This window comes from Isoptericola luteus (assembly GCF_020297055.1).
Lineage (GTDB): Bacteria > Actinomycetota > Actinomycetes > Actinomycetales > Cellulomonadaceae > Isoptericola > Isoptericola luteus.
Window position 1 is genome coordinate 22,671 of the sequence record NZ_JAIXCQ010000009.1, and the last position, 26,742, is coordinate 49,412.

General features: G+C 73.8%; 24 protein-coding genes. 15 read left to right on the top strand and 9 right to left on the bottom strand.

Annotation, left to right across the window (positions count from 1 at the left end):
* Window positions 1-59: 59 nt before the first annotated feature.
* Complete coding sequence (locus LEP48_RS13030) at window positions 60-2,465, top strand: beta-galactosidase (RefSeq protein ID WP_225566032.1); 2,406 nt, start codon at window positions 60-62, stop codon at window positions 2,463-2,465.
* A gap of 396 nt (window positions 2,466-2,861) precedes the next feature.
* On the opposite strand, the gene LEP48_RS13035 is transcribed toward LEP48_RS13030, so the two are convergent.
* Together LEP48_RS13035 and aspA are read right to left on the bottom strand one after the other, a co-directional pair.
* Window positions 2,862-4,169 (bottom strand): anaerobic C4-dicarboxylate transporter, encoded by a 1,308-nt coding sequence (locus tag LEP48_RS13035; RefSeq protein WP_225566033.1) that lies wholly within the window; start codon window positions 4,167-4,169, stop codon window positions 2,862-2,864.
* Window positions 4,166-5,752, bottom strand: a complete 1,587-nt coding sequence (aspA, locus tag LEP48_RS13040) for an aspartate ammonia-lyase (protein ID WP_225566034.1) — start codon at window positions 5,750-5,752, stop codon at window positions 4,166-4,168. The genes LEP48_RS13035 and aspA overlap by 4 nt, the downstream gene beginning before the upstream one ends.
* Before the next feature lie 59 nt (window positions 5,753-5,811).
* Here aspA and LEP48_RS13045 point away from each other — a divergent pair, with 59 nt between their 5' ends.
* Together LEP48_RS13045 and LEP48_RS13050 are read left to right on the top strand one after the other, a co-directional pair.
* Entirely contained in the window at window positions 5,812-6,174 is a 363-nt protein-coding gene (locus tag LEP48_RS13045) for an RNA-binding S4 domain-containing protein (RefSeq protein WP_225566035.1), read from the top strand.
* Between the two features lie 155 nt (window positions 6,175-6,329).
* A complete protein-coding gene (locus LEP48_RS13050) occupies window positions 6,330-7,532 on the top strand; it encodes a dipeptidase (RefSeq protein ID WP_225566036.1) in 1,203 nt (400 codons plus the stop codon).
* Between the two features lie 6 nt (window positions 7,533-7,538).
* On the opposite strand, the gene LEP48_RS13055 is transcribed toward LEP48_RS13050, so the two are convergent.
* The 3 genes from LEP48_RS13055 to LEP48_RS13065 all read right to left on the bottom strand — a co-directional run bounded on the left by LEP48_RS13055 (window position 7,539) and on the right by LEP48_RS13065 (window position 9,100).
* On the bottom strand, window positions 7,539-7,799 hold the full coding sequence (locus LEP48_RS13055) for a hypothetical protein (RefSeq protein ID WP_225566037.1): 261 nt from the start codon (window positions 7,797-7,799) through the stop codon (window positions 7,539-7,541).
* Window positions 7,800-7,894: 95 nt separating this feature from the next.
* Window positions 7,895-8,446 carry a GNAT family N-acetyltransferase gene (locus tag LEP48_RS13060; RefSeq protein WP_225566038.1) on the bottom strand — a complete coding sequence of 184 codons (552 nt, stop codon included), beginning with the start codon at window positions 8,444-8,446 and terminating at the stop codon, window positions 7,895-7,897.
* 51 nt (window positions 8,447-8,497) lie between these two features.
* Window positions 8,498-9,100: a 1-acyl-sn-glycerol-3-phosphate acyltransferase gene (locus LEP48_RS13065; RefSeq protein ID WP_225566039.1), complete on the bottom strand. Its 603-nt coding sequence runs from the start codon at window positions 9,098-9,100 to the stop codon at window positions 8,498-8,500.
* Window positions 9,101-9,203: 103 nt separating this feature from the next.
* Between LEP48_RS13065 and LEP48_RS13070 the strand changes: the two genes are divergently transcribed.
* The gene (locus LEP48_RS13070; RefSeq protein ID WP_225566040.1) at window positions 9,204-9,584 is read left to right on the top strand and encodes a VOC family protein; all 381 of its coding nucleotides are present in this window, start codon (window positions 9,204-9,206) and stop codon (window positions 9,582-9,584) included.
* A gap of 409 nt (window positions 9,585-9,993) precedes the next feature.
* Here the strand turns inward: LEP48_RS13070 and LEP48_RS13075 are convergent, their stop codons facing one another.
* A complete protein-coding gene (locus LEP48_RS13075) occupies window positions 9,994-11,415 on the bottom strand; it encodes a hypothetical protein (protein WP_225566041.1) in 1,422 nt (473 codons plus the stop codon).
* Window positions 11,412-11,978 carry an RNA polymerase sigma factor gene (locus LEP48_RS13080; protein WP_225566042.1) on the bottom strand — a complete coding sequence of 189 codons (567 nt, stop codon included), beginning with the start codon at window positions 11,976-11,978 and terminating at the stop codon, window positions 11,412-11,414. Before LEP48_RS13080 ends, LEP48_RS13075 begins: the two co-directional genes overlap by 4 nt.
* 78 nt (window positions 11,979-12,056) lie before the next feature.
* Here LEP48_RS13080 and LEP48_RS13085 point away from each other — a divergent pair, with 78 nt between their 5' ends.
* From LEP48_RS13085 to LEP48_RS13125, 8 genes are all read left to right on the top strand, one after another.
* Window positions 12,057-12,533 (top strand): GNAT family N-acetyltransferase, encoded by a 477-nt coding sequence (locus tag LEP48_RS13085; protein WP_225566043.1) that lies wholly within the window; start codon window positions 12,057-12,059, stop codon window positions 12,531-12,533.
* A gap of 38 nt (window positions 12,534-12,571) precedes the next feature.
* Window positions 12,572-13,234: a histidine phosphatase family protein gene (locus LEP48_RS13090; protein WP_225566044.1), complete on the top strand. Its 663-nt coding sequence runs from the start codon at window positions 12,572-12,574 to the stop codon at window positions 13,232-13,234.
* A gap of 101 nt (window positions 13,235-13,335) precedes the next feature.
* A complete protein-coding gene (locus LEP48_RS13100; protein WP_308010031.1) occupies window positions 13,336-14,286 on the top strand; it encodes a cold-shock protein in 951 nt (316 codons plus the stop codon).
* A gap of 259 nt (window positions 14,287-14,545) precedes the next feature.
* Complete coding sequence (gene dnaK / locus LEP48_RS13105; protein ID WP_225566045.1) at window positions 14,546-16,417, top strand: molecular chaperone DnaK; 1,872 nt, start codon at window positions 14,546-14,548, stop codon at window positions 16,415-16,417.
* Complete coding sequence (gene grpE / locus LEP48_RS13110; RefSeq protein ID WP_225566046.1) at window positions 16,414-17,061, top strand: nucleotide exchange factor GrpE; 648 nt, start codon at window positions 16,414-16,416, stop codon at window positions 17,059-17,061. Before dnaK ends, grpE begins: the two co-directional genes overlap by 4 nt.
* Window positions 17,062-17,206: 145 nt before the next feature.
* Window positions 17,207-18,214 (top strand): DnaJ C-terminal domain-containing protein, encoded by a 1,008-nt coding sequence (locus tag LEP48_RS13115; protein ID WP_225566047.1) that lies wholly within the window; start codon window positions 17,207-17,209, stop codon window positions 18,212-18,214.
* 55 nt (window positions 18,215-18,269) lie between these two features.
* Entirely contained in the window at window positions 18,270-18,725 is a 456-nt protein-coding gene (locus LEP48_RS13120; protein ID WP_225566048.1) for a heat shock protein transcriptional repressor HspR, read from the top strand.
* Window positions 18,726-18,884: 159 nt separating this feature from the next.
* Window positions 18,885-19,193: a DUF1540 domain-containing protein gene (locus LEP48_RS13125; protein WP_225566049.1), complete on the top strand. Its 309-nt coding sequence runs from the start codon at window positions 18,885-18,887 to the stop codon at window positions 19,191-19,193.
* Window positions 19,194-19,224: 31 nt separating this feature from the next.
* Here the strand turns inward: LEP48_RS13125 and LEP48_RS13130 are convergent, their stop codons facing one another.
* A complete protein-coding gene (locus LEP48_RS13130) occupies window positions 19,225-19,995 on the bottom strand; it encodes a hypothetical protein (protein ID WP_225566050.1) in 771 nt (256 codons plus the stop codon).
* 158 nt (window positions 19,996-20,153) lie between these two features.
* Here LEP48_RS13130 and LEP48_RS13135 point away from each other — a divergent pair, with 158 nt between their 5' ends.
* On the top strand, window positions 20,154-24,347 hold the full coding sequence (locus tag LEP48_RS13135) for a sigma-70 family RNA polymerase sigma factor (protein ID WP_225566051.1): 4,194 nt from the start codon (window positions 20,154-20,156) through the stop codon (window positions 24,345-24,347).
* A 42-nt stretch (window positions 24,348-24,389) separates the two neighbouring features.
* Here LEP48_RS13135 and upp read toward each other — a convergent pair whose 3' ends face one another.
* Window positions 24,390-25,025, bottom strand: a complete 636-nt coding sequence (gene upp / locus LEP48_RS13140; RefSeq protein WP_225566052.1) for a uracil phosphoribosyltransferase — start codon at window positions 25,023-25,025, stop codon at window positions 24,390-24,392.
* A gap of 266 nt (window positions 25,026-25,291) precedes the next feature.
* Between upp and LEP48_RS13145 the strand changes: the two genes are divergently transcribed.
* Window positions 25,292-25,723: a nucleoside deaminase gene (locus LEP48_RS13145; protein WP_225566185.1), complete on the top strand. Its 432-nt coding sequence runs from the start codon at window positions 25,292-25,294 to the stop codon at window positions 25,721-25,723.
* Window positions 25,724-25,751: 28 nt separating this feature from the next.
* The gene (locus LEP48_RS13150; protein ID WP_225566053.1) at window positions 25,752-26,729 is read left to right on the top strand and encodes a transglutaminase domain-containing protein; all 978 of its coding nucleotides are present in this window, start codon (window positions 25,752-25,754) and stop codon (window positions 26,727-26,729) included.
* Window positions 26,730-26,742: the final 13 nt, after the last annotated feature.

The following is a 26,742-nucleotide window of genomic DNA, read 5'->3' on the forward strand; positions in this document are numbered from 1 at the left end:
CCTGCTCTCGAGGGCCTAGGTTCGTGCGGGCACCGCCCCACCGCCGACGAGAGGACCCCATGCACGCCGACGCCCTCACCCGGGAGATCCGGGTGACCCGCAGGCACCTGGAGCGTGACGGGCAACCGTGGTTCCCCGTCACCGGCGAGGTGCACTACGCCCGCATCCCGCGCGAGCGGTGGTCGGAGGTACTGGGGCACGCGAGGGCGGGCGGGCTGGACTCGGTGGCGACGTACGTGTTCTGGCAGGCGCACGAGCCCGGTCCCGGGAACTTCTGCTGGGACGGGAACCTCGACCTGCGTGCGTTCGTCGAGCTGGCGGGCACGCACGGGCTGGACGTGGTGGTGCGGATGGGGCCGTGGGCGCACGGGGAGGCGCGGCACGGCGGGTTCCCGGACTGGCTCGTCGAGCGCGGCCTCGACACGCGGACGAACGACCCGGCCTACCTGGAGCTCGTCCGCGCATTCTTCGGGCAGACGGTGGCACAGCTCACCGGTCTGACCCACGCCGAGGGCGGGCCGGTGATCGGCGCGCAGATGGAGAACGAGCTGTACGACCAGCCGGAGCACCTGGCCGCCCTGCGCAGGATCGCCGAGGAGGCGGGGTTGCGGGTGCCGGTCTGGACCGCGACCGGCTGGGGTGGGGCGCAGGTGCCGCCCACCCTGCTGCCGGTGTACAGCGCGTACGCGGACGGGTTCTGGGAGGACGCCGAGACCGAGTGGCCGGCGTTCTCGCCCGTGCACTTCCGGTACAGCACGGTGCGCGACGACCTGTCGGTGGGAGCGGACCTGCGCGAGTCGCTCGACGGGATCGTGCTCGAACACTCCGGCGACGGCGCCGGCGACGGCGTCGCGCCGACGGACGACGACGCGCTGCCGTACGCGACGTGCGAGCTGGGCGGCGGGATGCACGTGGCCTACCACCGGCGCCCGCTCGTGACGCCGCAGGACGTGGCGGCGCTGGCGCTGGCGAAGATCGGCAGCGGCTCGGTGTGGCAGGGGTACTACATGTACGCGGGCGGCACCCAGCGCACCGGGCCGCACGGCACCGAGCAGGAGTCGCACGCCACGGGGTACCCGAACGACGTGCCCACGCGCACGTACGACTTCGGGGCACCGGTCGGCGAGCACGGGCAGGTGCGGCTGCACCACCACCTGCTGCGGCGCCAGCACCTGTGGCTCCAGCACGACGGCGCGGGGTTGTCGGCCATGACCACGACGGTGGGTGGCGGCAGCGACGACTCCGGCGTCGTGGACGACCAGGGCGACCTGCGCTGGTCGGTGCGCTCCGACGGGTGTCGCGGGTACGTCTTCCTCACCACCTACCAGCCCGCCCGCCGCCCGCTGCCTCCGCAGCCGGGGGTACAGCTCGCCGTCGCGCTCGACGACGCGACCGTCACCGTGCCGTCGAGACCGGTAGACCTGCCCGCCGGCGTCTCGGTGGCGTGGCCGGTGCGGTACCCGCTCGCCGACGGACTGGTGCTGCGCAGCGCGACGGCGCAGCTGCTCACGCGGATCGCCGTCGACGGCACCGCCGGCGACGACCGTCCTGACCGTGAGGTCGTCGTGCTGGTCGCGACCGACGGCGTCCGGGTCGAGCTGGTGCTCGAGGGTGACGTCGCCGCGAACGGCCCGGTCACCGCCCGGCGCGAGGCCGGCACGACGGTCCTCGACCTGACCGCCGCTCCCGGCACCGACACGGTGGTGGGCCTGCGCGGTTCGTCCGGAGAGGTCGACGTCCTCGTGCTCGACGAGGCGTCGGCGAACCGGCTCTACCGGCTCGACGTCCTCGGCCGCGACCGGCTGGTGCTGTCCGACGCCCCGGTGCTCTCGCTCGACGGCGCGCTCGTCACGCACACCGACGCCCCGGCGACGACGGTGTCCCTGCTGCCCGCGCCCCCGTCCCTGACGGCGTCGACCGACGCGGCGGCCGTCACCACCGCCCAGCGCGAGGGCGCGCTCTGGTCCACGTGGACGCTGTCCGTCCCGGGCGCCGGCCCTCACCGGGTCGCGACGGGCCTGCACCCGACGGCCCCGGCCCCGCCGGGTGCGACCACGGGCGGCCCGATGGACCGGCTCAGCGCGCCGACCGACTTCTCGGGCGCCGCCCGCGTGCACCTCGACGTGCCCGCCGACGCGCTGGACGGCGTCGACCGCGTCCTGCTGCGCGTCTCCTGGACCGGCGACGTCGGCCGCGCGCTGGTCCACCACGACGGGCGCGAGGAGGTCGTGAGCGACCACTTCTGGCACGGCCGCGACTGGGACGTCGACCTCACCCCTTGGCGCGACGACGTCGTCCGCGACGGCGTGACGCTCGTGCTGCTGCCGTGGCGCCGCGACACCGGCGTCTGGGTCGACCCGTCCGTGCGCGACCTGCCCGACGGGATCGCCGTCGCGGCGGTGGACGTCGTGCGGGTCGCCCGCGTGAGGCTCGCCGCGGCCACCGACGACCCGCCGACCGCCTAGGCTCGTGGTCCCGCATTCTCGGCAGCCCTCCACCCTCGTGACGGCCCTCGCGCGCGCCGCAACGCCCTGGTCGCGCTGTTCTTCCTGAAGGCGGTTCGTGGGTCGTCTTCGTCGACCAGCCGAGGGTGGCCGCCGCCGCGGCGTCCTGTGGGGCCTGGGCGCCTCGCTCGGGTTCCCGTCGCGATCTCGGCATCCGGTGACTCCGGAGAGAACCCTGCCGCCCGCGTGTCCCTCGTCGCGACCCTCGGCTACGTCGCCTTCTCGTGGGCCCATCGCCGCGGCCGCGTTCCTGGCGCCTGCGGCCCGTCCGCCGCAGCGGGCGGAAGCTTGGGTCGCCGAGCGCGTCTGAGGCCAAGGCCGCACGTTCGGGCGAGGACCCGCCACCCCGCCACCCGCTCAGATCAGCAGCGGCGCCAGCCCGAACCCGATGGCGACCGCGGCCGTGACGGACACCAGCCCCGGCACCATGAACGAGTGGTTGAACAGGTACTTCCCGATCCGGGTGGTGCCGGTGTCGTCGAGCTCGATGGCCGCGACGACGGTGGTGTACGTCGGCAGGAGGAACAGCCCTGTGACGGCAGGGAAGGACGCGACGAGCGTCGTCGCGCCCACCCCCATCCCGGCGGCGACGGGCATGAGCGCGATCGTGGTCGCGGCCTGCGAGTAGAGCAGGGCGGACGCGAGCAGCAGCACGACGGCGAGCATCCACGGGTAGTCGCGGATGAGGGTGCCGCCCAGCTCCTCGATGGTGTCGGTGTGTCCCTGCACGAAGGTGTTGCCCAGCCAGGCGACGCCGATGATGCACACGGCCGCGCTCATGCCGCTGCGGAACGTCTGCTGCGTGATGACGGTGCCGACGTCGATCCTGCACAGGACGGCGATGAGCAGCCCGGCCAGCAGCATGAACGTCATGATGGCGCCGCTGCGGGTGATGGTGGGGTTCTCGATGAGGGCGACGGAGTCCGAGACGGCCGTGGAGTAGAGCACCACGACGACCAGCGCGACGGCGAAGATGACCAGCGACAGCAGCGCCCGCGGCTTGGCGACGAACTCGGTGCGCTCGCGCTTGCGCACGAGCCCTTTCGCGAGCCGGTCCTGGTAGACGGGGTCGTCCTGCAGCTCGACGCCCTGTCGTGTCGCGACGAGGGCGCCGAGCAGGCAGCCCACCAGCGTGGAGACGCCCGCGACCGTCAGCATCGTGAGGTAGTCGACGCCGAGCGGCTCGACGACGGCCGCCATCGCCACGACCGCGGCGGAGATCGGCGACGCCACGATCGCCATCTGCGACGCGACCACCGCGATCGACAGCGGCCGGGACGGCCGCACGTTCGACTCCTTCGCCACCTCGGCGATCACCGGCAGGGTGGAGAACGCGACCTGCCCGGTGCCGGCGAACACCGTCATGAAGTAGGTGACGAGCGGCGCGAGGAACGTGATGTTGCGCGGCCGGGCACGCAGCAGCACCTCCGTCCTCGCGACCAGGAGGTCAAGTCCGCCGGCGGACTGCATCGCGGCGATCGCCGCGATGACGCACATGATGATGCCCAGCACGTCCCAGGGGACGCCCGTCGCGGGGTCGACCTCCAGGCCCAGCAGGCCGAGGACGATGACCCCCGCGCCGCCCGCGAGCCCGATCCCGATCCCCCCGAGGCGGGCCCCGATGAAGACGAAGACCAGGACGACCGCGAACTGGACGAGGATCACCCGGCGGCCTCACCGTTCTCGGGCTCGGGCTCGGGCTCGGGCTCGGGCTCGGGCGACGGCTCCGGGGCCGACGGCGCACCGGCGGCGTTGTCGGACTCCACGACCTGGGAGGACTCGCCCTGCTCGTCCAGCGGCGGGATGCCGCGCTCGTCCGGCGGGTAGAACCGCCCGGTGTAGCGGGGGTGCAGGAAGTTCTCCGTGGTGAGGATGGCGTCCACCTCCGCGGGGCTGAGCAGGCCGCGCGCGACGACGATGTCCCGCACGCCCTTGCCGGTGGCGGCAGCCTCCTTGCCCACGAGGTCGCCGTGGTGGTGCCCGATCACCTCGTTGAGGTACGTCACGATGCCGATCGAGCCCAGCACGTGGGCGCGCGTGACCTCCGCGTTGGCGGTGATCCCGACGACGCACTTGGTGCGCAGCACGTCGCACGCGCTGGTGAGCAGCCGGATCGACTCGAACATCGACTCCGCGAGCACCGGCTCCATGACGTTGAGCTGGAGCTGGCCCGCCTCCGCGGCGTGCGTGATGGTCACGTCGTTGCCCATCACCTTGAAGCACACCTGGTTGACGACCTCGGGGATCACCGGGTTCACCTTGGCCGGCATGATCGATGAGCCCGCCTGCAGCTCGGGCAGGTTGATCTCGTTCAGCCCCGCGCGAGGGCCGGAGGACAGCAGCCGCAGGTCGTTGCAGATCTTCGACAGCTTGGCCGCCAGGCGCTTCACCGCGGAGTGCACGGCGAGGTACGCGCCGTTGTCGTAGGTGGCCTCCACGAGGTTCTCCGCGGGCACCGTGGTCAGGCCGCTCACCTCGGCGAGCCGCCGCGCCGCGACCTTGGGGTACCCGGGCGGGGTGTTGAGGCTCGTCCCGATGGCCGTGGCGCCCAGGTTGACCTCCAGCAGCAGCTCCGCGGCCACGCTCAGGCGCTTGACCTCCTCGGCGACGTTCACGGAGAAGCCCGCGAACTCCTGCCCGAGGCTCATGGGCACGGCGTCCTGGAGCTGGGTGCGTCCCATCTTGACGACGTCCGAGAACTCGGACGCCTTCTCGTCGAACGCCCGCGAGAGGCGCTTCACCGCGACGTTCAGCGTCTCCACCATGGCGAACACCGCGAGGCGGAAGCCGGTGGGGTAGGCGTCGTTCGTGGACTGCGACTTGTTGACGTGGTCGTTCGGGTTGATGACGTCGTAGCGGCCCCGGGCGAACCCGGCCCGCTCCAGCGCCAGGTTGGCGATGACCTCGTTGGTGTTCATGTTGACGCTCGTGCCGGCGCCGCCCTGGAACACGTCGATGGGGAACTGGTCGAGGCACCGGCCGTCGACGAGGATCTCGTCGCAGGCGCCCACGATGGCGTCCGCGATGTCACGCTGGACGGCGCGCAGCTCCCGGTTCGCCAGGGCGGCGGCCTTCTTGACCATGACCATGCCGCGGATCATCTCCGGCACGTCGTTGATGGTGGTCCCCGAGATGGGGAAGTTCTCGATCGCGCGTACCGTGTGGATCCCGTAGTACGCCTGGGCCGGGACCTCCTTCGGTCCGAGCAGGTCTTCTTCGACGCGGACGTCGGCCTGGGGTTCAGCCATGGGACAGACGCTAGCAACGGTCGCGTCGCGCCACCTATCGGGCGTGAGAGGCTGAGCCCGTGCGGGCGGACGTGTGGCTGTGGGCGGTGCGGCTCTTCAAGAGCCGGTCGTCGTCCGCTGCGCTGCTGCGTTCCGGCCGGGTGCGGGTCAACGACGTCGTGGCCAAGCCGGCGACGTCGGTGGCCGTGGGGGACACCATCACCTGGCGCGACCCGCTGCGGGACCGCAAGGTCGTCGTCGTGGAGCTGCTGCCCAAGCGCGTGGGCGCACCCCTCGCGGTGAAGGCCTACCGGGACGAGAGCCCGCCCGTGCCCTCCCGCGAGGAGCGGGCGGCCGTGGGCCTGCGCGACCGCGGCGCCGGGCGTCCGACCAAGCGCGAGCGGCGCGAGATCGACAGGCTGCGCGGCACGCGCCGCGACTGACCCGCGCACTCCCCGACCTGTCAGGGCGACGTGCATGTTTGCGTGCACCTCGTCCTGACAACTCGCGGGCTCCCTGACCTGTCAGGACGACGTGCATGTTTGCGTGCACCTCGTCCTGACAACTCGGGCTCCGGGGCGGCGGGTAGCGTGCGGGGATGACCAGCACCGCGGACCGCATCGCCGCCCTCCTGCGTGAGCACCCCGTCTGGGACGGGCACAACGACCTCCCCTGGGAGGCGCGCGTCCAGGTCGGCTACGACTGGGACCGGCTCGACCTCGGCGCGGGCACCCAGGGCCGCACGCACACCGACGTCGCCCGGCTGCGCGCCGGGGGCGTGGGCGCCCAGTTCTGGTCCGTCTACGTGCCGTCCAACCTCCCCGGCAGCGCGGCCGTCACCGCGACGCTCGAGCAGGTGGACGCCGTCCAGCGCATGGTGGCCCGCTGGCCGGAGCACTTCCGGCTCGCGCTCAGCGCGGACGACGTCGTCGCCGCGTGGGCCGAGGGACGGATCGCGTCGCTCATGGGCGCCGAGGGCGGCCAGTCGATCGACTCCTCGCTGGGTGCGCTGCGCATGCTCTACGAGGTGGGCGTGCGGTACATGACGCTCACGCACAATCACCACACCCCGTGGGCGGAGTCCGCGACGGACGATCCGCCGGCCGACGGCCGGTTCGGCGAGAGCGGGCTGACGGCGTTCGGCCGCGAGGTGGTGCGCGAGATGAACCGCCTCGGCATGCTCGTCGACCTGTCGCACGTGTCCGCGGGCACCATGCGCGCCGCGCTCGACGTCACGCAGGCGCCGGTCGTCTTCTCCCACAGCTCGGCGCGGGCGGTGGCCGACGTGCCGCGCAACGTGCCCGACGACGTGCTCGCGCGCCTCGCCGGCAACGGCGGCGTGTGCATGGTGACGTTCGTGCCGAGCTTCGTCACCCCGGCGATCGGCCGGTGGCGGGCCGACGCGGGCGAGGCCGCCCGGGCGGCCGGGATCGCGCCCAACGACCATGCGGCGTTCTCCGCGTTCGGCGTCGAGTGGGAGAAGGCCCACCCGATCCCGGCGACCACGCTCGACGACGTCGTCGAGCACGTCGAGCACGTGCGCGAGGTCGCCGGCGTCGAGCACGTGGGCCTCGGCGGCGACTACGACGGCGCGGGCGGTTTCGCCCCTGAGATCGCGGACGTCTCCGGGTACCCGAACCTGCTGGCGGCGCTCGCGGACCGCGGCTGGTCGGACGACGACCTGGGACGGCTCACCAGCGGGAACGCCCTGCGGGTGCTGCGCGACGCCGAGGCCGTGGCCGCGCGGCTGCGGTCCGGGCGAGGTCCGAGCGTCGCGCGCATCGAGGACCTCGACGCCTGACGGGCGTCAGGCGGTGAGGGAGCGCCGCGACCAGCTCACGCCGAGCGTGCGGAGCACGTCCTGCGGGTCGCGCTGCGTCGCGTCGGAGTACGCGCGCAGGGACATCACCGACGCGGTGAGCATCGTCGTGATGACCTCCCGCGCCAGGCGCTGGTCCTCGCTCGCCTCGTCGAGCAGCTGCTGGACGATGCTCGACCGGATGCCCAGGTCGGGCTCCGTGCACGCCGTCAGCAACGCGATGGTCAACGACCCGGCATCCGTGTTCATGACAGCCCCCTCCGCATGACCCGATGTCCCGGTCTATCGCACGCGGCGGCGTCGCGCATGCCGAGACCGGTGTGCGGGCGGTCGGCGAGCTCCGGTCAGTCGTGCAGGATCCGTTGGAAGAGCACGTGATCCTGCCAGCTCCCCGCGATGCGGAGGTAGCGCGGCGCGACGCCGATCCGCTCGAACCCGGTGCGCTCGAGCACCTGCTGGGACGCGGCGTTGTGCAGCAGCGTGGCGGCCTGCACCCGGTGGAGCCCCAGGGCGTCCCGCGCGTGCGCGCACGCGGCGTCGACGGCGTCCGTCATGAGCCCGCGGCCCGCGAGCCGCCCGTCGATCCAGTAGCCCAGGTGGGTGTTGCAGAAGGCGCCGCGCACGATGTCGGACAGGTTGACGCGCCCGACGATCTCGCCGCCACGCTCCAGGACGAGCGGTTCCGAGCGCCCCGACGACCGCTCCAGGATCTGCACGGGGATCTGACGCGCGTGGTACTCGGCGGTGTAGAACGCGGCGGGCCGGGCGGGCTCCCACGGCTCGAGGTGGTCGCGGTTGCGCTCGTACGCGGCGGCCATCGCGGGGCCGTCGTCGCGGGTCAGCGAACGCAGGACGACGTCGCTGGTCAGGGGGATGTTCACGGGGGTGTCGGGCACCCGGCGAGCCTATCCACCCCGGAGGCGTCCGGCCCCCACCGAAGGGCCCCGTCAGGAGTCGGCGGGTGCCTCGCCGTCGGGCGCGTCCTCGCCGCGCAGGCGGGGCTCGGTGCGCTTGTCCGGGTGGAAGCCCGCCTTGTCGGCGTAGAAGGCACGGACCGCGTCCATGTCGGTCCGGACGTCGCCGGTGAGGCGCAGGGTGAGCCCGAGGCCGGTCGTCATGGTCGTGCGGTCGACGTAGCCGAGGGTGACCGGGAGGTCGGCCGCCCGCGCGATGCGGTAGAAGCCGGACTTCCAGCCGTCTCCCGAGCGGGTGCCTTCGGGTGTGACGACGAGGTGGAAGACCTCGCCGCGCTGCATCCGGGCGAGCACGTCCTCCACGACGCTGCTCGGGTCACGACGGTCTACCGGGATGCCGCCCAGGGCGCGCATGAGCGGCCCGCGCCAGCCGGTGAAGAGCGTGTGCTTGCCGAGCCAGCGGATGTCGAGGCCGAGCCGCCACGCGATGCCGAGCATGAGGACGAAGTCCCAGTTCGACGTGTGCGGGGCGCCGATGAGGATGCCCGTCTCCGTCGGTGCGGGCCGGCTGCGAAGGGTCCAGCGGCTGAGGCGCCAGTACACGCGAGCGAGGGCCCGCCGGAGTCTCCTGAGCATCGTGCGATCCTACCGGCCAGACAGGCCGCGGCCGGCGTCGGCGCCGTGGGCGGCCGGCGGGGGCTGTCGGAGGGCTGTCGGAGGGCAGGGGGATGCTGCCGGGATGAGCCAGCACACGCACGGCATCCATCACACCGTCGACTACCTCGAGCTCCCCGTGACCGACCTCGCGGCGGCGCAGGCGTTCTACGGCGCCGCGTTCGGGTGGGAGTTCGTCCCGTACGGCCCGCAGTACGCGGGCGTCCGCACGGCCGCGGAGCAGGCGCCCGCCGAGGCGGGCGGCCTGCGCCTCGCCGAGGCCTCCGAGATCGCCCGCGGCGGCCCGTTCGTCCTGCTGTACTCCGACGACCTCGACGCGACGCTCGCCGCGGTGACGGCCGCAGGCGGGCAGGTGGTGGACGGCCCGTACGAGTTCCCGGGCGGGCGGCGCTTCCACTTCCTCGACCCGAGCGGCAACGAGCTGGGGGTGTGGGCGACGTCCTGACCTGCGCGGTCCCGGCGGGGGCTACTGCTCCGGCATCCAGACGCGCATGGTCGAGGGGCCGCGGTTGCCCCACGCCTGGTAGCGCCCCATGTCCAGCGGGGGTGCGCCATGGGCAGGTCGAGCACGACCTCCTGGCCCGCGGCGGTCGCCCGCACGGGCGACGCGGCCCTCGCGCGGGTACTCCGTCGCCACCTCGAGCACGACGTCGCCGCCGGCCAGCGCGGGCGGACCGTCGGCGCAGGTCTCGGAGCAGGACCGGTCCGAGGGCAGCTCCCCGGCCGGCGCCGAAGGACTCGCCCTCGTGGTGCGCGCCCATGCCGCCGGTGAGGTAGGGCGACGGGCCAGGCTGGTCAGGGCCTGGCGGGGGGCACGACCGCAGGACGCGGAGCACGACCGGGCGAGGAGTCGGTCACCCGAACGCCGGGCCGCTGCCGATCTCGGCACCGTTGGCGCCGAACCAGGTGAGGACGGCGCCCTCCCACGGGTCGCCCCCGTCCGCGGGGTCGTCCTCGGCGTCACCATCGCCCCCGGCGGGGAGGTCCGCTCCCCAGGCCACCCAGTGGCCGTCGACGAGGTCCGCCTCGATCCTGGCGCCGGCGGCCGTCGTGACCTGGACCCGGCCGACGTTCGTCCCGGCGACCCCCACGAGCGCCGCCGCCGGGCCGGAGGCACCGCCGACCACCGCGGTCGCCTCGGCCGGTGCCGGGCGCCCGGCGGGCAGCCGGCCGGACGTCTCCACGAGCCTGCCGTACGGGGCGTCGGCCTCCTGGAGGCACAGCACGAACTGGCGGGACCCGGGCGAGACGAGGAACGTCACGCCGTGGTCGCCGCGTCGCACCTCCAGGACGGGGCGGCTCCCGGCCGTGCCCGCACCCGGCGCGCAGGCGGCGCGCCGGGCGTCCGCGAGCGCGCTGGTGCCCGTGCTCGTGCCCGAATCGGCGTCCGCCCAGGCGGCGTCGAGGGGGAACGACCGGGTCGAGCCGTCCGCGAGCCTCGCGACGAGGGTCACCACGGCGTCCTCCGGCAGGTCACCGGGGCCGAAGAACGCGGACCAGTAGCCGTCGTCGGTCAGGCGGGCCTCGGCCTGCATCCCCTGGGTGCTCGTCACCGAGCCGTCCGGGTCGTCGCTCCACTCGGCGGTCACCTCGACCGCGTCGACCTCCGCGCCCGCCGTGCCCCACAGCGCGGACCACTCCCCGAGCTCCGTGCCCCGTGGGACGACCTCCTGGGGTCCGGATGCGGCGGGGGCCGTTCCCGACCAGACGGCGGTCGTGCTCGTCCCCTCGCCGAGCGCGCAGAATCCCGCGATCCTGCCGTCCGCGAGGGACAGGAGCGTGAGGTCGGCCGCCGACCACCGCTCGTGCGCGATCGTGCGCCACTGCGGCTCGGCGACGAGCCCGCCCGGGATCGCCTCCGCCGTGAGCAGGTCCGCGCACGTCTGGACCGGCGACGCCGGGGTCAGGTCGGGCCCGGCCGGGGAGACGAGGAGCACCCCGGCGGCCACCACGCCGACCCCCGCAGCGGCAGCGCCCAGCACGGCGCCGCGGTGCCGGGCGGTGTGATGCCGGGTCGTGCGGCGGCGGCCGTCCTCCGCGTGGTCCACGAGGTCCACCCGCACCCGGTCGTCCACGAGGTCGACGACGTGGGCCCCACCGCCCGCCGGTCCGCGCGGGCCCGCGGAGCCGTCGTGGTCGATCGCGGCCTGGAGCGCGGTACGGGCTGCCGCGAGCCTGGCCGGGTCGGGGGCCTCGGCCGGGGCGAGCCGGCCGAGCCGCTGCTCGAGCCGTTGGCCGTGCCGCTGTCCGGTGGTGTCGGCGCCGTCGTCGGTCATGCGGACCTCCTCGCGGACGTGGCGGGCCTGGACGGGCGCCCGGCCGCCGGGGCGGTGCCGACGTCCGCAGCGGAGGCGAGCCGACGACGGGCGCGATGCAGCCGGACGTGGAACGCCGCCGTCGTGCAGTCGGCGACGTCGGCCGCCTCGGCGGGGGCCAGGCCGTCCCAGGCGACCAGCAGGATCGCCTCGCGCTCGCGGGCCGTCAGGCGGGCCAGGCCGCGCAGCAGCACGTCACGCTCGGCGGCCAGCGACTCGGGCGCGCCGTCGGGCAGCGGGGACGAAGCCTCCAGCAGGGTGAGCTCGTCGGTGAGGACCCGCCGACGCCGGGCGGACCGCCGCGCGGTGCGCACGTGGTTGCGCGCCACGACCAGCAGCCACGGCAGCGCCGGGTCGGGCACGTCGGCGATGCGGCGCCAGGCGACGAGGAACGTCTCGGACACCACGTCCTGCGCGGTGTCGGGGTCGGTGTGGCGCAACGCGTACGCCTGGACGCGGACGGCGTGGTCGTCCCACAGCGCGGCCAGCCGGGCGCGCGGCGACACCTCGTCGGGGATGCTCACACCACGTAGTGTCCCCGCGGCGGCCGGACTTACGCGCGACCGCCCACCCGGTGACGCGCGGTGTGCCACCATGCCCGCATGACGACGGTGACGCTGCGGCCGATGACGCCCGCCGAGTTCGAGCGGTGGCAGGTCGTGCTCACGGAGGACTACGCGCGGGAGCAGGTCGCCTCGGGCCGGTGGCCCCGCGAGGGAGCGGTGCAGCGCGCGCGGGAGGAGAACGCGGGCATGCTGCCCCAGGGCATCGACACGCCGCGCATGCTCGTCCTGCGGGGCGAGGACGCCGACGGCGAGGACGTCGGCCGGGCGTGGGTCGCCCTGGACGGCCCCCGCGGGATGACGGGCAGCGCGTTCCTCTACGACATCGAGGTCGTCGAGGGGCGCAGGGGCCGCGGGTACGGGCGCGCGCTCCTCGCCGCGGTCGAGGACGCCGCACGGCAGGCCGGTGCCACCACCCTGGAGCTCAACGTCTTCGGGCAGAACCGCACGGCCGTCGCCCTGTACGACTCGGCCGGGTACGCCGTCGTCACCCAGCAGATGCGCAAGCAGCTCTGACGACGCCCGGGCGGCGGCGGGTCTGGAACCCTGGGGGCATGCGACTCCTCCTGCTGCGCCACGGCCAGACCCCGGCGAACGTGGCCGGGCTGCTCGACACGGGTGCCCCCGGGCCCGCGCTGACCGCCGTCGGCGAGCGGCAGGCCGCCGCCGTCCCCCTCGCGCTGCGCGACCGGCCGATCGGGGCGCTCGCGGTCTCCTCGCTCCTGCGGACATCGCTCACCGTCGCGCCGCTGGCCCATGACCGTGGCGTCCGGCCGCTGATGCTCGCGGGGCTGAACGAGATCGAGGCGGGGGACCTGGAGATGTCGGCGGACCACGCCGACCACTACGTCTACCTGGGGACGGTGTTCGCCTGGGCGCGCGGGGAACACGACCGCCGCATGCCGGGCGGCCCGGACGGGCGTGCGTTCCTCGGGCGTTTCGACCGCGCGGTGGAGCGGCTCGCGGGCCTCGGGGAGGACGTCGTCCTCGCGGTGTCCCACGGTGCGGCGATCCGCTCGTGGGCGAGCGCGCGCGTCCGGGGTCTCGACGTCGACGAGGTCGAGCACACGCCACTGGCCAACACGGGCCTCATCGAGGCCGAGGGCGACCCTGACGCCGGGTGGCGGCTGGTCGACTGGCAGCGCGAGCCCGTCGGCGGCGCGCACCTCGAGCCCGTCGTCGCGGACGACCCCACGGGCGAGCCCATCGACGAGTGAGCGACCGGGCGGAGGCCGGCGGACGTCGTCCGTGGCGGCTCGCACCGAGCTCGTCGGGGACACTGGATGACAGCACACGTCGCCCACTGAAGGAGTCCACGGTGACCCAGGGAATTGTCCGATGGTTCGACGCCGACCGAGGGTTCGGGTTCATCGACCTCGGGAACGAGGCCGAGGACCTGTTCGTCCACGCGTCCGAGATCGTCGGCGACGACGGGCCGAAGCTGCTCCGCGAGGGGCAGGTCGTCGAGTTCGAGGTGGGCGAGGGGGACCGGGGCCCGCAGGCGCGCCGCGTCCGTGTCACGGGCGACCTGGCCGCCGACGCGACCGTGGGCGTGCTCGGCACCGTCGCCTGGTACGAGCCGGCCAAGGGATACGGCTTCGTCACGCCCGACGACGCCCGCGGCGAGATCTTCGTGCACAGCTCGGCCATCGTCACCGGCGGCGTGATCACGGAGGGGCAGCGGGTGGCATTCCTCGTCGTCGAGGGGGAGAAGGGGCCGCAGGCGGACCACCTGCTGCCGCTCGCGGCGGAGCCCGCACGGCCCGCGTCCGACGGCGCGGACGGCACCGTCTCCTGGTACGACGACGTCAAGGGCTTCGGGTTCATCGCCCCCGACACGGGCGGCGAGGACGTGTTCGTCCACGTCAAGGCGCTCGGCCCGGGGCTGTCCGAGCTCTCCGAGGGGGCGCGGGTCACGTACGACGTCGTCGACGGCGACAAGGGGCCGAACGCCCGCCACGTGCAGCTCGTCCGGGGCTCCGGGGGCGCTCGCGGGGGCACCCGTGGGGGCACGGACCGCACGGACCGCGGCCGGCCGGGCCGTGCCGCGGCGTCCGACGGGCCCGTACGGGGCGGAGTGGGCACGGTCGCGCGCTACGACGCGGACCGGGGCTTCGGCTTCATCACCCCCGACGCCGGGGGTGCGGACCTGTTCGTGCACGTGTCGGTCGTGCGGGACGCCGAGTTCCTGGAGGAGGGTGACCGGGTCCGCTTCAAGGTGCGGCAGAGCGACCGGGGCCCGCAGGCCGACGGCGTCGAGCTGATCTGAGCGGGGCCGCCGGCCTGGGAAGGCTTCGTCGTGTGTCGTCGGGGTGCGAGGCGCCTGCTGAGGTTCGGCAGTTCGCTCCTGGTGAACGGTGCCCTTGGCCTGCGGGAACAACCGCCGCGCGAACGAGGTTGAGCCAAGCAGACTCAACTTGGGCCGCTGTGGCTTGCACCTCGTGCCGCCGCGACTTACCTTGAGTGCAGACGACTCAACCTCAGTGCCTCGGGACCCGGGGCGCGTCCACGACATGGAGGCAGCACACATGGCTCGAGCAGTCGGTATCGACCTCGGAACCACGAACTCGGTGGTCACCGTCCTGGAGGGCGGCGAGCCCACCGTCATCGCCAACGCGGAGGGCTCGCGCACGACGCCGTCCGTCGTCGCGTTCTCGAAGACGGGCGAGGTGCTCGTCGGCGAGGTCGCCAAGCGCCAGGCCGTCACCAACGTCGACCGCACCATCAGCTCGGTGAAGCGCCACATGGGCACCGACTGGTCGGTGGAGATCGACGACAAGAAGTACACCGCGCAGGAGATCAGCGCCCGCGTGCTCGGCAAGCTCAAGCGCGACGCCGAGGAGTACCTGGGCGAGCCCGTCACCGACGCGGTCATCACCGTCCCGGCGTACTTCAACGACGCCGAGCGCCAGGCCACGAAGGACGCCGGCCAGATCGCCGGCCTGAACGTCACCCGCATCGTCAACGAGCCCACCGCCGCCGCTCTCGCCTACGGGCTGGAGAAGGGCAAGGAGGACGAGCTCATCCTCGTCTTCGACCTCGGTGGCGGCACGTTCGACGTCTCCCTGCTCGAGGTGGGCAAGGACGAGGACGACTTCTCGACCATCCAGGTGCGCGCCACCTCCGGCGACAACCGCCTCGGTGGCGACGACTGGGACCAGCGCGTCGTCGAGCACCTCATCAAGCAGGTGAAGAACAACTCGGGCGTCGACCTGTCCAAGGACAAGATCGCGCTGCAGCGCCTGCGTGAGGCGTCGGAGCAGGCGAAGAAGGAGCTCTCCTCCGCGACGAGCACCAACATCTCGATGCAGTACCTGTCGATGAGCGAGAACGGCCCCATCCACCTGGACGAGAAGCTCACGCGGGCGCAGTTCCAGCAGATGACGCAGGACCTCATCGACCGGACCAAGGAGCCCTTCCACGCCGTCATCCGCGACGCGGGCATCTCCATCTCCGACATTGACCACGTCGTGCTCGTGGGTGGCTCCACCCGCATGCCGGCCGTGACCGAGGTCGTCAAGGAGCTCACCGGTGGCCGCGAGCCCAACAAGGGCGTGAACCCGGACGAGGTCGTCGCCGTCGGCGCCGCCCTGCAGGCCGGTGTCATCGGCGGTGAGCGCAAGGACGTGCTGCTCATCGACGTCACCCCGCTCTCCCTCGGCATCGAGACCAAGGGCGGCGTGATGACCAAGCTGATCGAGCGCAACACGGCCATCCCGACCAAGCGCAGCGAGATCTTCTCGACGGCCGAGGACAACCAGCCGTCCGTCGCGATCCAGGTGTTCCAGGGCGAGCGCGAGTTCACCCGGGACAACAAGCCGCTGGGCACGTTCGAGCTCACCGGCATCGCGCCGGCGCCGCGCGGCATGCCGCAGATCGAGGTCACGTTCGACATCGACGCGAACGGCATCGTGCACGTGTCCGCCAAGGACCGCGGCACGGGCACCGAGCAGTCGATGAAGATCACCGGCGGCTCCGCCCTCCCCAAGGAGGACATCGACCGCATGGTCAAGGACGCCGAGGAGCACGCGGCCGAGGACAAGAAGCGTCGCGAGGAGGCGGAGACCCGCAACCAGGCCGAGGCCTTCGCGTACTCGATGGAGAAGCAGATCGCGGACAACCGCGACAAGCTCCCCGCCGACGTCGTGACCGAGGTCGAGGCGGACGTCGCCGGCGTGAAGACCGCGCTCGAGGGCGAGGACGCCGATGCCGTGAAGACCGCGTACGAGAAGCTCGGCGCGTCCTCGCAGAAGATCGGCCAGGCGCTGTACGCGTCGGAGCAGGCCTCCGGCGACGCCCCGCAGGGTGACGCCGGTGACGCGGCGGGCTCCGGCTCGACGTCCTCCGACGAGGACGTCGTCGACGCCGAGATCGTCGACGACGAGGACGAGCGCAAGTGACCACGCAGCCGCAGGGGACCCCCGAGCCCGAGCGCTCGGGGGACGCCCCCTTCCAGTTCACCGACAAGCGCAAGGTCGACCCCGCGACGGGAGAGGCCAGGCACGAGGACCAGCCGGCCGAGCCGGAGCCCGCCGGGCCCGGCGACGCGGACGGCGGCACCGACCCGCTCGAGGCGCTCGACTTCGAGCCCGCGGGCGACGGGGCCGAGAGCGCGGAGGTCATGGCCGCCAAGGCCGAGGCCGCGGCGCACCTCGACGCGCTGCAGCGGGAGCGGGCGTCCTTCACGAACTATCGCAACCGCTCGCTGCGCGACCAGGAGGCCGCACGCTCGCAGGGCGTCCAGGACGTCCTCACCGGGCTGCTGCCCGTGCTCGACGACATCGAGCGCGCCAAGCAGCACGGCGAGCTGGAGGGCCCGATGGCGGCGATCGCGGAGAAGCTCGACGCGTCGCTGGCGAAGTTCGGCATCGAGCGGTTCGGTGCCGTGGGGGAGGAGTTCGACCCCACGGTGCACGACGCGCTCATGCACAACGTCGACGCCGACGCCACGTCGACGACGGTGAACCTCGTCGTCGAGCCGGGCTACCGCATCGGCGAGAGGGTGGTGCGGGCGGCCCGCGTCGGGGTGGTCGGACCCGAGTGACGACGTCGGTGGGGCCGGACCCTGTGCGCTCGAATGATTCGCTCGTTCCTCGCTCGGCTCTCGCGCACAGGGCCCGGCCCCACCGACGTACCCGCCCGCGCGCACTCCGTGCGGGCGGGATGATGAGAGGACGAAAGGAGGCGTCGTGACCGGTCAGGACTGGATCGAGAAGGACTTCTACGCCGCGCTCGGCGTCCCCAAGGACGCGGACGACGCGGCCATCAAGAAGGCGTACCGCAAGCTGGCCCGCCAGTACCACCCGGACCACAACCCGGGTGATGCCGCTGCGGAGTCCAAGTTCAAGGAGATCGGCGAGGCGTACGCCGTGCTGTCGGACACGGAGCAGCGCCAGCAGTACGACGCCGTGCGCGCGATGGGCGGCGGTGGCGCGCGGTTCAACGCCGGCCCCGGCGGCGCGGGCGGAGGCTTCGAGGACGTGTTCAGCTCCATGTTCGGTGGGGGCGGCGCCGGTCCGAACGTCCGGTACGGCGGGCAGAGCGGGTACGGGCAGCAGCAGTCCGCCGGCTTCGAGGACCTGCTCAGCCAGATGCTCGGTGGCCAGGGCGCGCCCCGGCAGCGTGCCGGGTTCGGTGCGCCGCCGCGCAGCCGCGGCGCCGACGTGGCCGCGCGCGCGACCCTCCCGTTCCGTGCTGCGGTGGAGGGGTCGACCGTCGAGCTGACCGTCGACGGCCGCAAGCTCACGGTCCGCATCCCCCCGGGCGTGGTCGACGGCAAGAAGATCCGGGTCCGGGGCCGTGGCCGTCCTGGCACCGGCGGCGCCGAGGCGGGCGACCTCGTGGTCACCGTCCACGTGGAGCCTCACCCCGTCTACTCGATCGACGGCTCCGACCTGCGCATCACCGTGCCGGTGACGTTCGCGGAGGCTGCGCTGGGCACCACGGTCGAGGTCCCGACCCTGGACGGGCAGAGCGTGCGCGCCAAGGTCCCCGCGGGGACGCCGTCCGGCCGCGTGCTGCGGGTCCGTGGGCGGGGAGTGCCGGGCAAGAAGGGCGCGGGCGACCTGCTGGTCACGGTGCAGGTCGTGGTGCCGCAGAAGCTGAGCCGCAAGGCCAAGGAGGCGCTCGAGGAGTTCGCCGCCGCCAGCGACCACCAGGACGTCCGCGCCGATCTCGCGAGGCGCGCCGCGCAATGACCCGTGCCCCGGTCGCCCACGGCGGCCGGGGCACGGCCACGACCGAAGGAGCGGTATGACCAACGACGACGCGCCGGTCCTGACCGTCTCGCAGGCCGCGCAGCTCGCGGGCATGCACCCTCAGACGCTGCGGCAGTACGACCGGCTCGGGCTGGTCACGCCGCGCCGCACGGTCGGTCGCGGGCGCCGCTACTCGCGCCGCGACGTCGCGCGACTGCTGGACATCCAGCGGATGGCGCAGGGCGAGGGGATCAATCTCGCGGGGATCAAACGGATCCTCGATCTCGAGCAGCACGTCGTGGTGCTCGAGCACCGGCTCGCCCAGCTCGTGGGAATCCTGTCCGAGCGGGACCAGGCGCACGGGCGCGTGTTCGCGGCCGGCACGACGGGCGACGTCGTGGTGGTGCCCCGCGGACGTCGCGTGCGGCGCGCTGACCTGCGCATCGACGTCGACGCCCAGCGCGACTCCGGTGCGCTGGTGCTCTGGCGACCTGCTCCGCGCCGCGACTGAGAAGCATTTCGGCAACGTCATTCTTGCCTATATCGAGCGGGGTGCGGTAAGGCTTTCCTTAGTCATATGGAATTCGATATCGCTGTGCATTTCGCGGCAAAAGGAATACCGTGGTGGGCAGAAGGGCCGGCGCCGGTCCGGCCGTCGAAGGAGCCAGCGATGAGCACACTGATGGAGCTGCCCGAGGTCGTCGAGTGCTCGGTGGACGGCTGCGGCTACAACCACGAGCACGGCTGCCACGCGGGCGCCGTGACGATCGCCGGCCACACGGGCGACGCTGCCTGCGCGACGTTCATCCCGCTCAGCGCCAAGGGCGGCCTGGAGAAGGTCGTGGCGCACGTCGGCGCGTGCCAGCGCGGTGAGTGCGTCCACAACAGCGAGCTCGAGTGCGGCGCCGCGTCGATCCGCGTCGGTGCGGGCCCGGACGACGCGAGCCACGCCGACTGCCTCACGTTCGAGACGCGCTGAGCGGCGGGCGCCCGGGGCCGCCCCCGGGGCTTCAGCGCCCGAGGTTGCGCAGCAGCTCCACGGCCGCCTGGTGCGTGGCGGGGAGGCGCTCGACCCACACCCGGGTCGGGCGCCTCAGGGTGTCCCCGAGGCCCAGCACCTCGGCGTTGCGTTCCACGATGCCCCGCGTGGCGCGGGCGACCTCGGCGATGGTGGGGCGCCGCTCGCTCAGCACCGCGAACACGCCGTCGGACAGCGACGCCATGGGGAACCCGTCGCCGAACACGTGCTCCAGCGCCCGGCCGACCGCGGCGGAGCGCGCCGCGCGCTGCCAGGGGTCGAGGCCGTCCACGGCGACGTCCACCACGACGAGGCAGTGGCTCAGGGACACGTCGGCGCTCGACAGGACTGCGGCGCCGTAGGTCTCGCGGAGCCGCTCGCTCAGGTAGTCGAGGGTGGGCAGGCCCGTCGCCGGGTCGCGGACGCCCGTGAGCACCGAGTTCCGCTCCCGCGCGTGGACCCATCCCACGGCCGCGGGGCGGACGGCGGCGAGGTCGGGCTCCAGGTCGACGACGCGGAACGCGCACGCCAGGTCGTCGAGCGTCTCCTCCAGGCCGATGCCCGCGGTGCCGCGGGCGAGACCGAGACGGTGCGCGGCAGCGTGCGTGGAACGGCCCTCTTCGATCGCCTCGACGACGGCGTCGATGGCAGGGTGGTACCAGTCGCCAGGGCGCAGCCATACCTCCGCCAGGCTCGTGGAGCGCCAGCGGGCGCGGACACCGGACCCGTGCTCGGGCAGCGGGTCACTCGGTGACGAACTCATATAGATGGGACTCCCACGGGCACCAATCATGACGCAGAAGTCGTGAATTTTCTCGCCCGATGGGTTCGAGGTCCCAAACAGCCGCCGGATCGAGGGGTTTTCGGGCCGGATTTCACCCTCGCCCGCCTTGAACGGGCGCGTACAGTATCGGAGGCTGCGTGTTTGCGCAGTCGGAGAACCGGGATTGGTGGGCCGTGACGGACGTCTATCAAGTGCCAGGGGAGTCGGCCCGCAGTGACGCGGAGCTGATCCTCGAGGTGCGCGGTGGCGACCTCGAAGCCTACGGAGCGCTCTACGAGCGGCATGCCGGGGCTGCGCGCTCCATCGCACGGCAGTACGTGCGCTCGTCCGCCGACGCGGACGACGTCGTGGCGGAGGCGTTCCACCGTGTGCTCGACGTGCTGCAGCACGGTGGCGGACCGGACGCCACCTTCCGTGCCTACCTGCTCACCGTCGTCCGACGCCTGGCCGCCGACCTGGCCAAGGGCGTGCAGCGCACCCGGCCCACCGCCGACGAGACGGTCCTCGAGGCCGCGTTGGACATCGTGTCGTCGACGGAGGCGCCCGCTCTGGCGGGTTTCGAGCGCTCGGTCGTGCGGAACGCGTACGAGGCGCTCCCCGAGCGCTGGCAGGCCGTGCTCTGGTACACGGAGGTGGAGCAGCGCAGCCCCGCGGAGATCGCACCCATCCTGGGGCTGACACCGAACGGCGTCTCCGCGCTCGCCTACCGCGCCCGGGAAGGGTTGCGCGTCGGTTACCTGCAGGAGCACCTGACCGCGGCGCCGTCCGACGGCTGCCGGGCGGTCAACCCGCTGCTGGGTTCGTACGTGCGCGGCGGTCTGGCTCGCCGCGAGGTCAGCAAGGTCGACGAGCACGTCAAGGACTGCGCCGAGTGCCGCAGCCTCGTGCTGGAGCTGGCAGACGTCGCCCACGGCATGCGCGCGGTGGTCGCGCCCCTGGTGGTGGGTGCTGCGGGAATGGCGGTGCTGGGAGCGCTCCCACTGGGCGGGCTGCTGACGGGTAGCGGTCTCGCCTGGCTCGGCGGCGGCACCGCGGGTCTGGCCGGCAGCGCCGGTGCGGGCGGGTCCGCGGCCGGTGCCGCGGGCTCGGCGGGCACGGCGCTGGGGACGGCGGGCACCACGGGTGCGGCGGGGACTGCGGGCGCTGCCGGGTCGGTGGGTGTCGCCGGGTCGGCGTCGGCGGGTGCCGCCGGGTCGGTGGGTGTCGCTGGGTCGGCCGGAGTCGCCGGCTCCACGGGCGCCGTCGGCGCCGGTGCGGCGGGAGCGGGTGCCGGTGCTGCGGGTGCAGGGAGCGGCGCGGCCGCGGCGGCAGGGGCCGCCGGAGCGGCAGGGTCAGCAGCGGCCGGGTCCGCAGGAGCGGCCGTCGCCGTCGCGTCCGGGACGGCCGTGGTCAGCGGTGCCGGGGTCGTCGCCGCGGCGGGAGCGGTCGCCGTCGCGACCGTCGGGGTCGTCACCGTGCTCACGGCGCTGAACCCGGCGGAGCCCACCGTCGTCGAGCCCCCCGTCATCGCGGCGTCCGCCGCCCCCTGGGAGACGCTGGACGACGAGAAGCTCGACCTGGAGGAGATCGTCTCGGCGGAGGACACCGATCCGGCGGACGACCCCGCCTCTCCCACGAACCTGGCGGTGGCGCCGCCGTTGGCCCTGCCCACACCGGCATCGCTCGAGGCCGTCCCCACGTCGGCCGCCGCGCTCCAGCCACGCGTCGCCCAGCACGTGTCGGTGACCGTCACGAACTCCGGGCAGCAGGCGGCGCAGGGCGCGTACATCGAGATCACCCTGCCCGCGGGGATGGAGCTGGCCAGCACGCCGTCGCCGATCGGCGCCGGGGCGCCCGTGCCGCCGTCGACCGCCGCCCCCTCCGCGGGGCCCACCGTCGACACCACGTCGACGGGCGGCACGTCGAGCACGACCACCACCCCGGACGCGTCGTCGTCGAGCCTCCCGCTCGGACCTGCGTCGAGCGCGCTCGCCTGCGGCCCCACGGGGGAGAGCGGACGGCAGGTGCAGTGCGCGCTCGGCGTGATCCCCGCCGGGGAGTCGCGCAGCGGCTACGTCGCGGTGATGGCGCGGTCCGGCGGCAGCTACCCGATCACCGCCGAGGTGTGGGCCGAGGGCCTCCAGCGCGTCGCGCTCGACCTGCCGCCCACCACGGTGCTGCCCTACGGCGCCGAGCTGACGGCCGGCGTCACGGGCGGGGCCGTCGCGAACCCCGGTGCCACCTGGGTCCCCGTCACGGTGCGCAACACCGGGGACAGCGTCGCGGCGGGCAGCTGGTCCGTGCTGGTGACCGTGCCCGACGGGCTGCGGCCCGTCGCCGGCGACGGTGACCTGGCGTGCGGCCCCCGGTCTGAGGGCGGTGCCTGGTCGTGCAGCCCGCGGCAGGGAGCGGCGCCGCTCGAGGCGGGGGAGTCGCGCAGCGCGAGGATCCGCGTCGTCGCCGACGGCGACACGGCGGCCGGCTCCGCGACCGTCGGCGCCTCGCCGGTGCTGCCGGGGTCCACGAACGTGGTCGGGGCCTCGGGAGCCGTCGACGTGGCGGCGCCCTGGGCGGGCGCGACCTCCGGGGCCGGCACCATCGCCGCCGTGTGCTCGGCGACGGGAGGCGTCGGCACGGCTCGGGCCGTGGTCGAGGCCGCCTATACCAACCGGACCACGCAGCCCTTGACGCTGCGGCTGGACGCCGCGGGCGAGAGCCGCACGGCCGAGGCGGTCCTCTCCCCAGGGGGCAGCACCACGGTCCGCGTCCCCGACGGCATGCGCGTCCCCGGCGGCGCGGCCACCTGGACCCTGAGCACGACCGTCGCCGGTGAGACCTTCCGCACCACGGTGCCCGCGGGTTCGTTCGGCGGGGCGGACTGCTACGACCCGTCGTGGGACGTCACCACGTCCGCCACGACGGTCAACGTCGACGGCAAGGTCGTGGTGCGCGGCAAGATCACGAACGCCACGTCCGAGCCGATGCAGGTCGGGATGTCGGCCGCCGGATCGAACGCCGACGCCGTGCTGCTGGCGGCGGGCTCCTCGACGACGCTGTCCGTCGCGACCGGTCGGCACGAGGTCGCCGCGGGCGACGCCGTGTTCTCGCTGTACCGATGGGTGGCTGACACGGACGGCGACGAGCCGTCGCAGGGCGTCGTCCCGTCCGTCGCGCCCCGCGCTCCCTTCGAGGCCGCCACGATCGCCCCGGCGACGTCCCCGGCGGTCGCCGCGGGCGAATGCCGCTACGACGCCGACGCCGAGAGCTCACGGCGCCTGTACTCCGTCCCCCTGGACAACGGGGGCTCCACGCTGCCCGTGACGTTCGTCGTACGGGCCGGGGACCGGTCCGAGACCGTCACGCTGGCACCGGGCGCCTCGACGACCGTCGATATCGACGTGCCGTGGAGCGCCGGTACCGGGACGGTCACGGCGGACGGTCGCCGGATCGCCACCCTCGAGGTCGGGTTCGACTCCTGCGCCGGCGCGCTGGTGTGGCCCGCCGAGGTCGAGGTCGAGGCGGCCCCGCGCTGCGAGGGCGGCGTCGCGTCGCTGGTGGTGGACGTCGCGAACGGCGGGGCACGGTCCTGGCACGCCGAGCTGGTCCGCCGCGGCACGGTGGTGGGCAGCCAGGACGTGGCGGCCTCGTCGTCGGCACGGATCGTCGTCGACGAGGGCTCGTGGCGCCTGCGGTCCGGTACGGCGACCCTCCGCCTGACGCGAACCGTCGAGGGCACCGTCCGGACGGTCGAGCAGGACGTCGCCTACGAGGGCATCCGCTGCGTGGTGCGCGCCCCCTCGGCCACGCTCGACCTCGGCGCGGTCGAGATGGACCGCCACGGCAGCTATGTGACGTCGTGGCGCACCGCGCGGGTGGTGCTCGACAACACCGGGTCGACCGTCCCCGTGAAGTTCCACGTCGAGGGGCCGCAGGGCCGTGACCGGCACGTCACCGTCCCCGCCGGGGAGACGTCGTCGCTCAAGGCCCGGCGGGTCGACGGTCGCCTCGGCCACACGTGGTCGGTGAGCGCCCGCCGCTGGTCGACGACCCTGACGGTGGACCGCTTCACCGCCGCGGAGGCCGGCTGGTGCGGCGAGCGCGTCGCCTGGGGCGAGAAGTACAGCGTGGGCGACGTCCGCTCCTGGAACGGGTTCGCCTTCACGTACGTCGGGCGGGCCTCGGACGGTGAGGGCCACGGCGCTGACGTCGCAGGGCGTGGCGGACGGGGGGCCGACAGCAGGAACGCCGCGGCCGACCGTGGCGGCCACCGCGACCACAGCGACCACAGCCACGGTGGCTGGACCGGTCGCTGGTCGCACTGGGAGAAGATCGGCCTGTGCGAGTACGCCTGAGCCGGTAGGGCCGGGTCGCTCGAGCGACGCCGGGGGCCTGCGTCAGACGATGCCGTAGAGGCGGTCCCCGGCGTCGCCCAGGCCGGGCACGATGTACTTGTTCTCGTCGAGGCGCTCGTCGACGGACGCCACGACGACCTGCACGTCGGCGCGGGACCCCACGGCCTCCTCGACGACCTTGAGGCCCTCGGGGGCGGCGAGCAGGCACACCGCGGTGACGTCGCGGGCGCCGCGCTGCAGCACGTAGTCGATGGCCGCGACGAGCGTGCCGCCCGTGGCGAGCATGGGGTCGAGCAGGAACACCTGGCGGCCGTCGAGGTCGTCGGGCAGCCGCTCGGCGTACGTGACGGCCTCGTAGGTGGTCTCGTCGCGCTGCAGCCCCAGGAACCCGACCTCCGCCGTCGGGAGCAGCCGCGTCATGCCGTCGAGCATGCCCAGCCCCGCGCGCAGGATCGGGATGACGATCGGGCTGGGGGAGCTGAGCTGCACGCCGGTGGTCGTGGTGACCGGGGTGCGGATCTCCTTGGGCTGCGTGCGCACGTGGCGGGTCGCCTCGTAGGCCAGGAGGGTGACGAGCTCGTCCACCAGCTGACGGAACGTCGCCGACGGGGTGGACTCGTCGCGCAGGACGGAGAGCTTGTGGGCCACCAGCGGGTGGTCGGCGACGTGGAGATGCATGGGGCCAACGGTACCTGCGCGCCGTCGGCCGCCAGCAGTTGTCAGGCCCTCGTGCACGGATACGCGCGTGTGGTGCTGACAACTGGGGGCGGGTGGGAGTTGTCAGGGCCACGTGTCTCTATACGCTGTCGTGAGCCTGACACGTGTGGAGGGGTGTGATGGGGGTCGACGACGGCGGTGCCGCGCGTGGCCTGGGCCTGCCCTGGGCGCAGGGCGAGTTCCCGCCCGCCACCGTGAGCGGGCGCCGCCAGGTGTGGGAGTCCCTCATGGGGCTGGCGCTGCACGAGGCGTCGCACGCGCTGGCCAGCGACGACGTCCCGGTGGGCGCGCTCGTCGTCGACGCGGACGGCCGCCTCGTCGGCACGGGCCGCAACCGGCGGGAGGAGACGGGCGACCCGACGGCGCACGCCGAGGTGCTGGCCCTGCGCCAGGCCGCGGCGACGCGCGGCGAGTGGCGGCTCGAGGGGTGCACGCTGGTCGTCACGCTGGAGCCGTGCGTCATGTGCGCGGGGGCGCTCGTCGCGGCGCGCGTGCGGCGGCTGGTCATCGGCGCCTGGGACCCCAAGGCGGGCGCCACCGGCTCCGTCTGGGACCTCGTGCGCGACCAGCGCGCGAACCACGCCGTCGAGGTCGTCGCCGGAATTCGTGAGGACGAGTGCGGGCAGATCCTGCGAGACTTCTTCGAGTCCCGCCGCTGACCCGGCATCCGCCCACGAACGGACGACGATGACCGCTCCCACGCTCGACGACTACGCCCGGCAGAGCCACTACTCCGACCCGGGCGCGCACCAGGACCTGCTGCGCGCCGTCGCTCCCACCCCCGCGGCCACGGGCGCCGCCGCCTGCGCGACGATCGTGCACTACCGCGCCGACGCCCCCACCCTCACCGAGGCGCAGCGCGTCGACATCGACCAGCGGTGGCTCGCGACGATCCTGGACACCGCCGTCACGCGCAGGCCCGGGCCGCTCGACGCGCCCCGCGACCTGCCGGAGCAGGTCGCCGGCTGCTGCCGTGACCACACGCTCTTCTCGCTGGGCGTGCTGCGCGCCCACGGCGTGCCGGCGCGGTCGCGCATCGGGTTCGCCGGCTACTTCAACCCGCCGTTCTTCAACGACCACGTCGTCGTCGAGCACTGGGACTCACGTGCCGCGCGCTGGGTGCGCTGGGACCCGGAGCTGACCCCGGACGGCACGTGGGACTTCGACGTCCGTGACATGCCCACCGGGTCGGCGTCGCCGTTCCCCACCGCCGCCGAGGTGTGGCGGTCGATCCGCGCCGGGGAGGTGGACCCGGCGTCCTACGGCGTCTCCCCGGAGTGGCCCGAGCTGGGTGGCAAGGCCTTCGTGCGCAGCTACGTCATGCTCGAGGTGGCGCACCGGATGCGCGACGAGGTGCTGCTCTGGGACGTCTGGGGAGCGCTGCCGGACCACCCGGGCCTCGTGGCACTCGCGGCCGGGTCGCCGCCTGGCCACGTGCCCCTGGTCCCCATGTCCGACGACGCCTGGGACGCCCTCGCCGACGCGCTCGCCGCCCTGCTCGTGGCCGCGGACGCGGGGGACTCCGACGCCGAGGCCACGCTGGCGGAGCGCTACGCCGCCGGTCTCGGTCCGCGCGGCTCCGTGGCGACGCTGTCGCCCATGGGCCGGATCGGGATCACGGACCTGCGCGAGCGGAGCACGCGCTGGGCGAGCACGCCCGCCTGATCGCCGTCCCGCG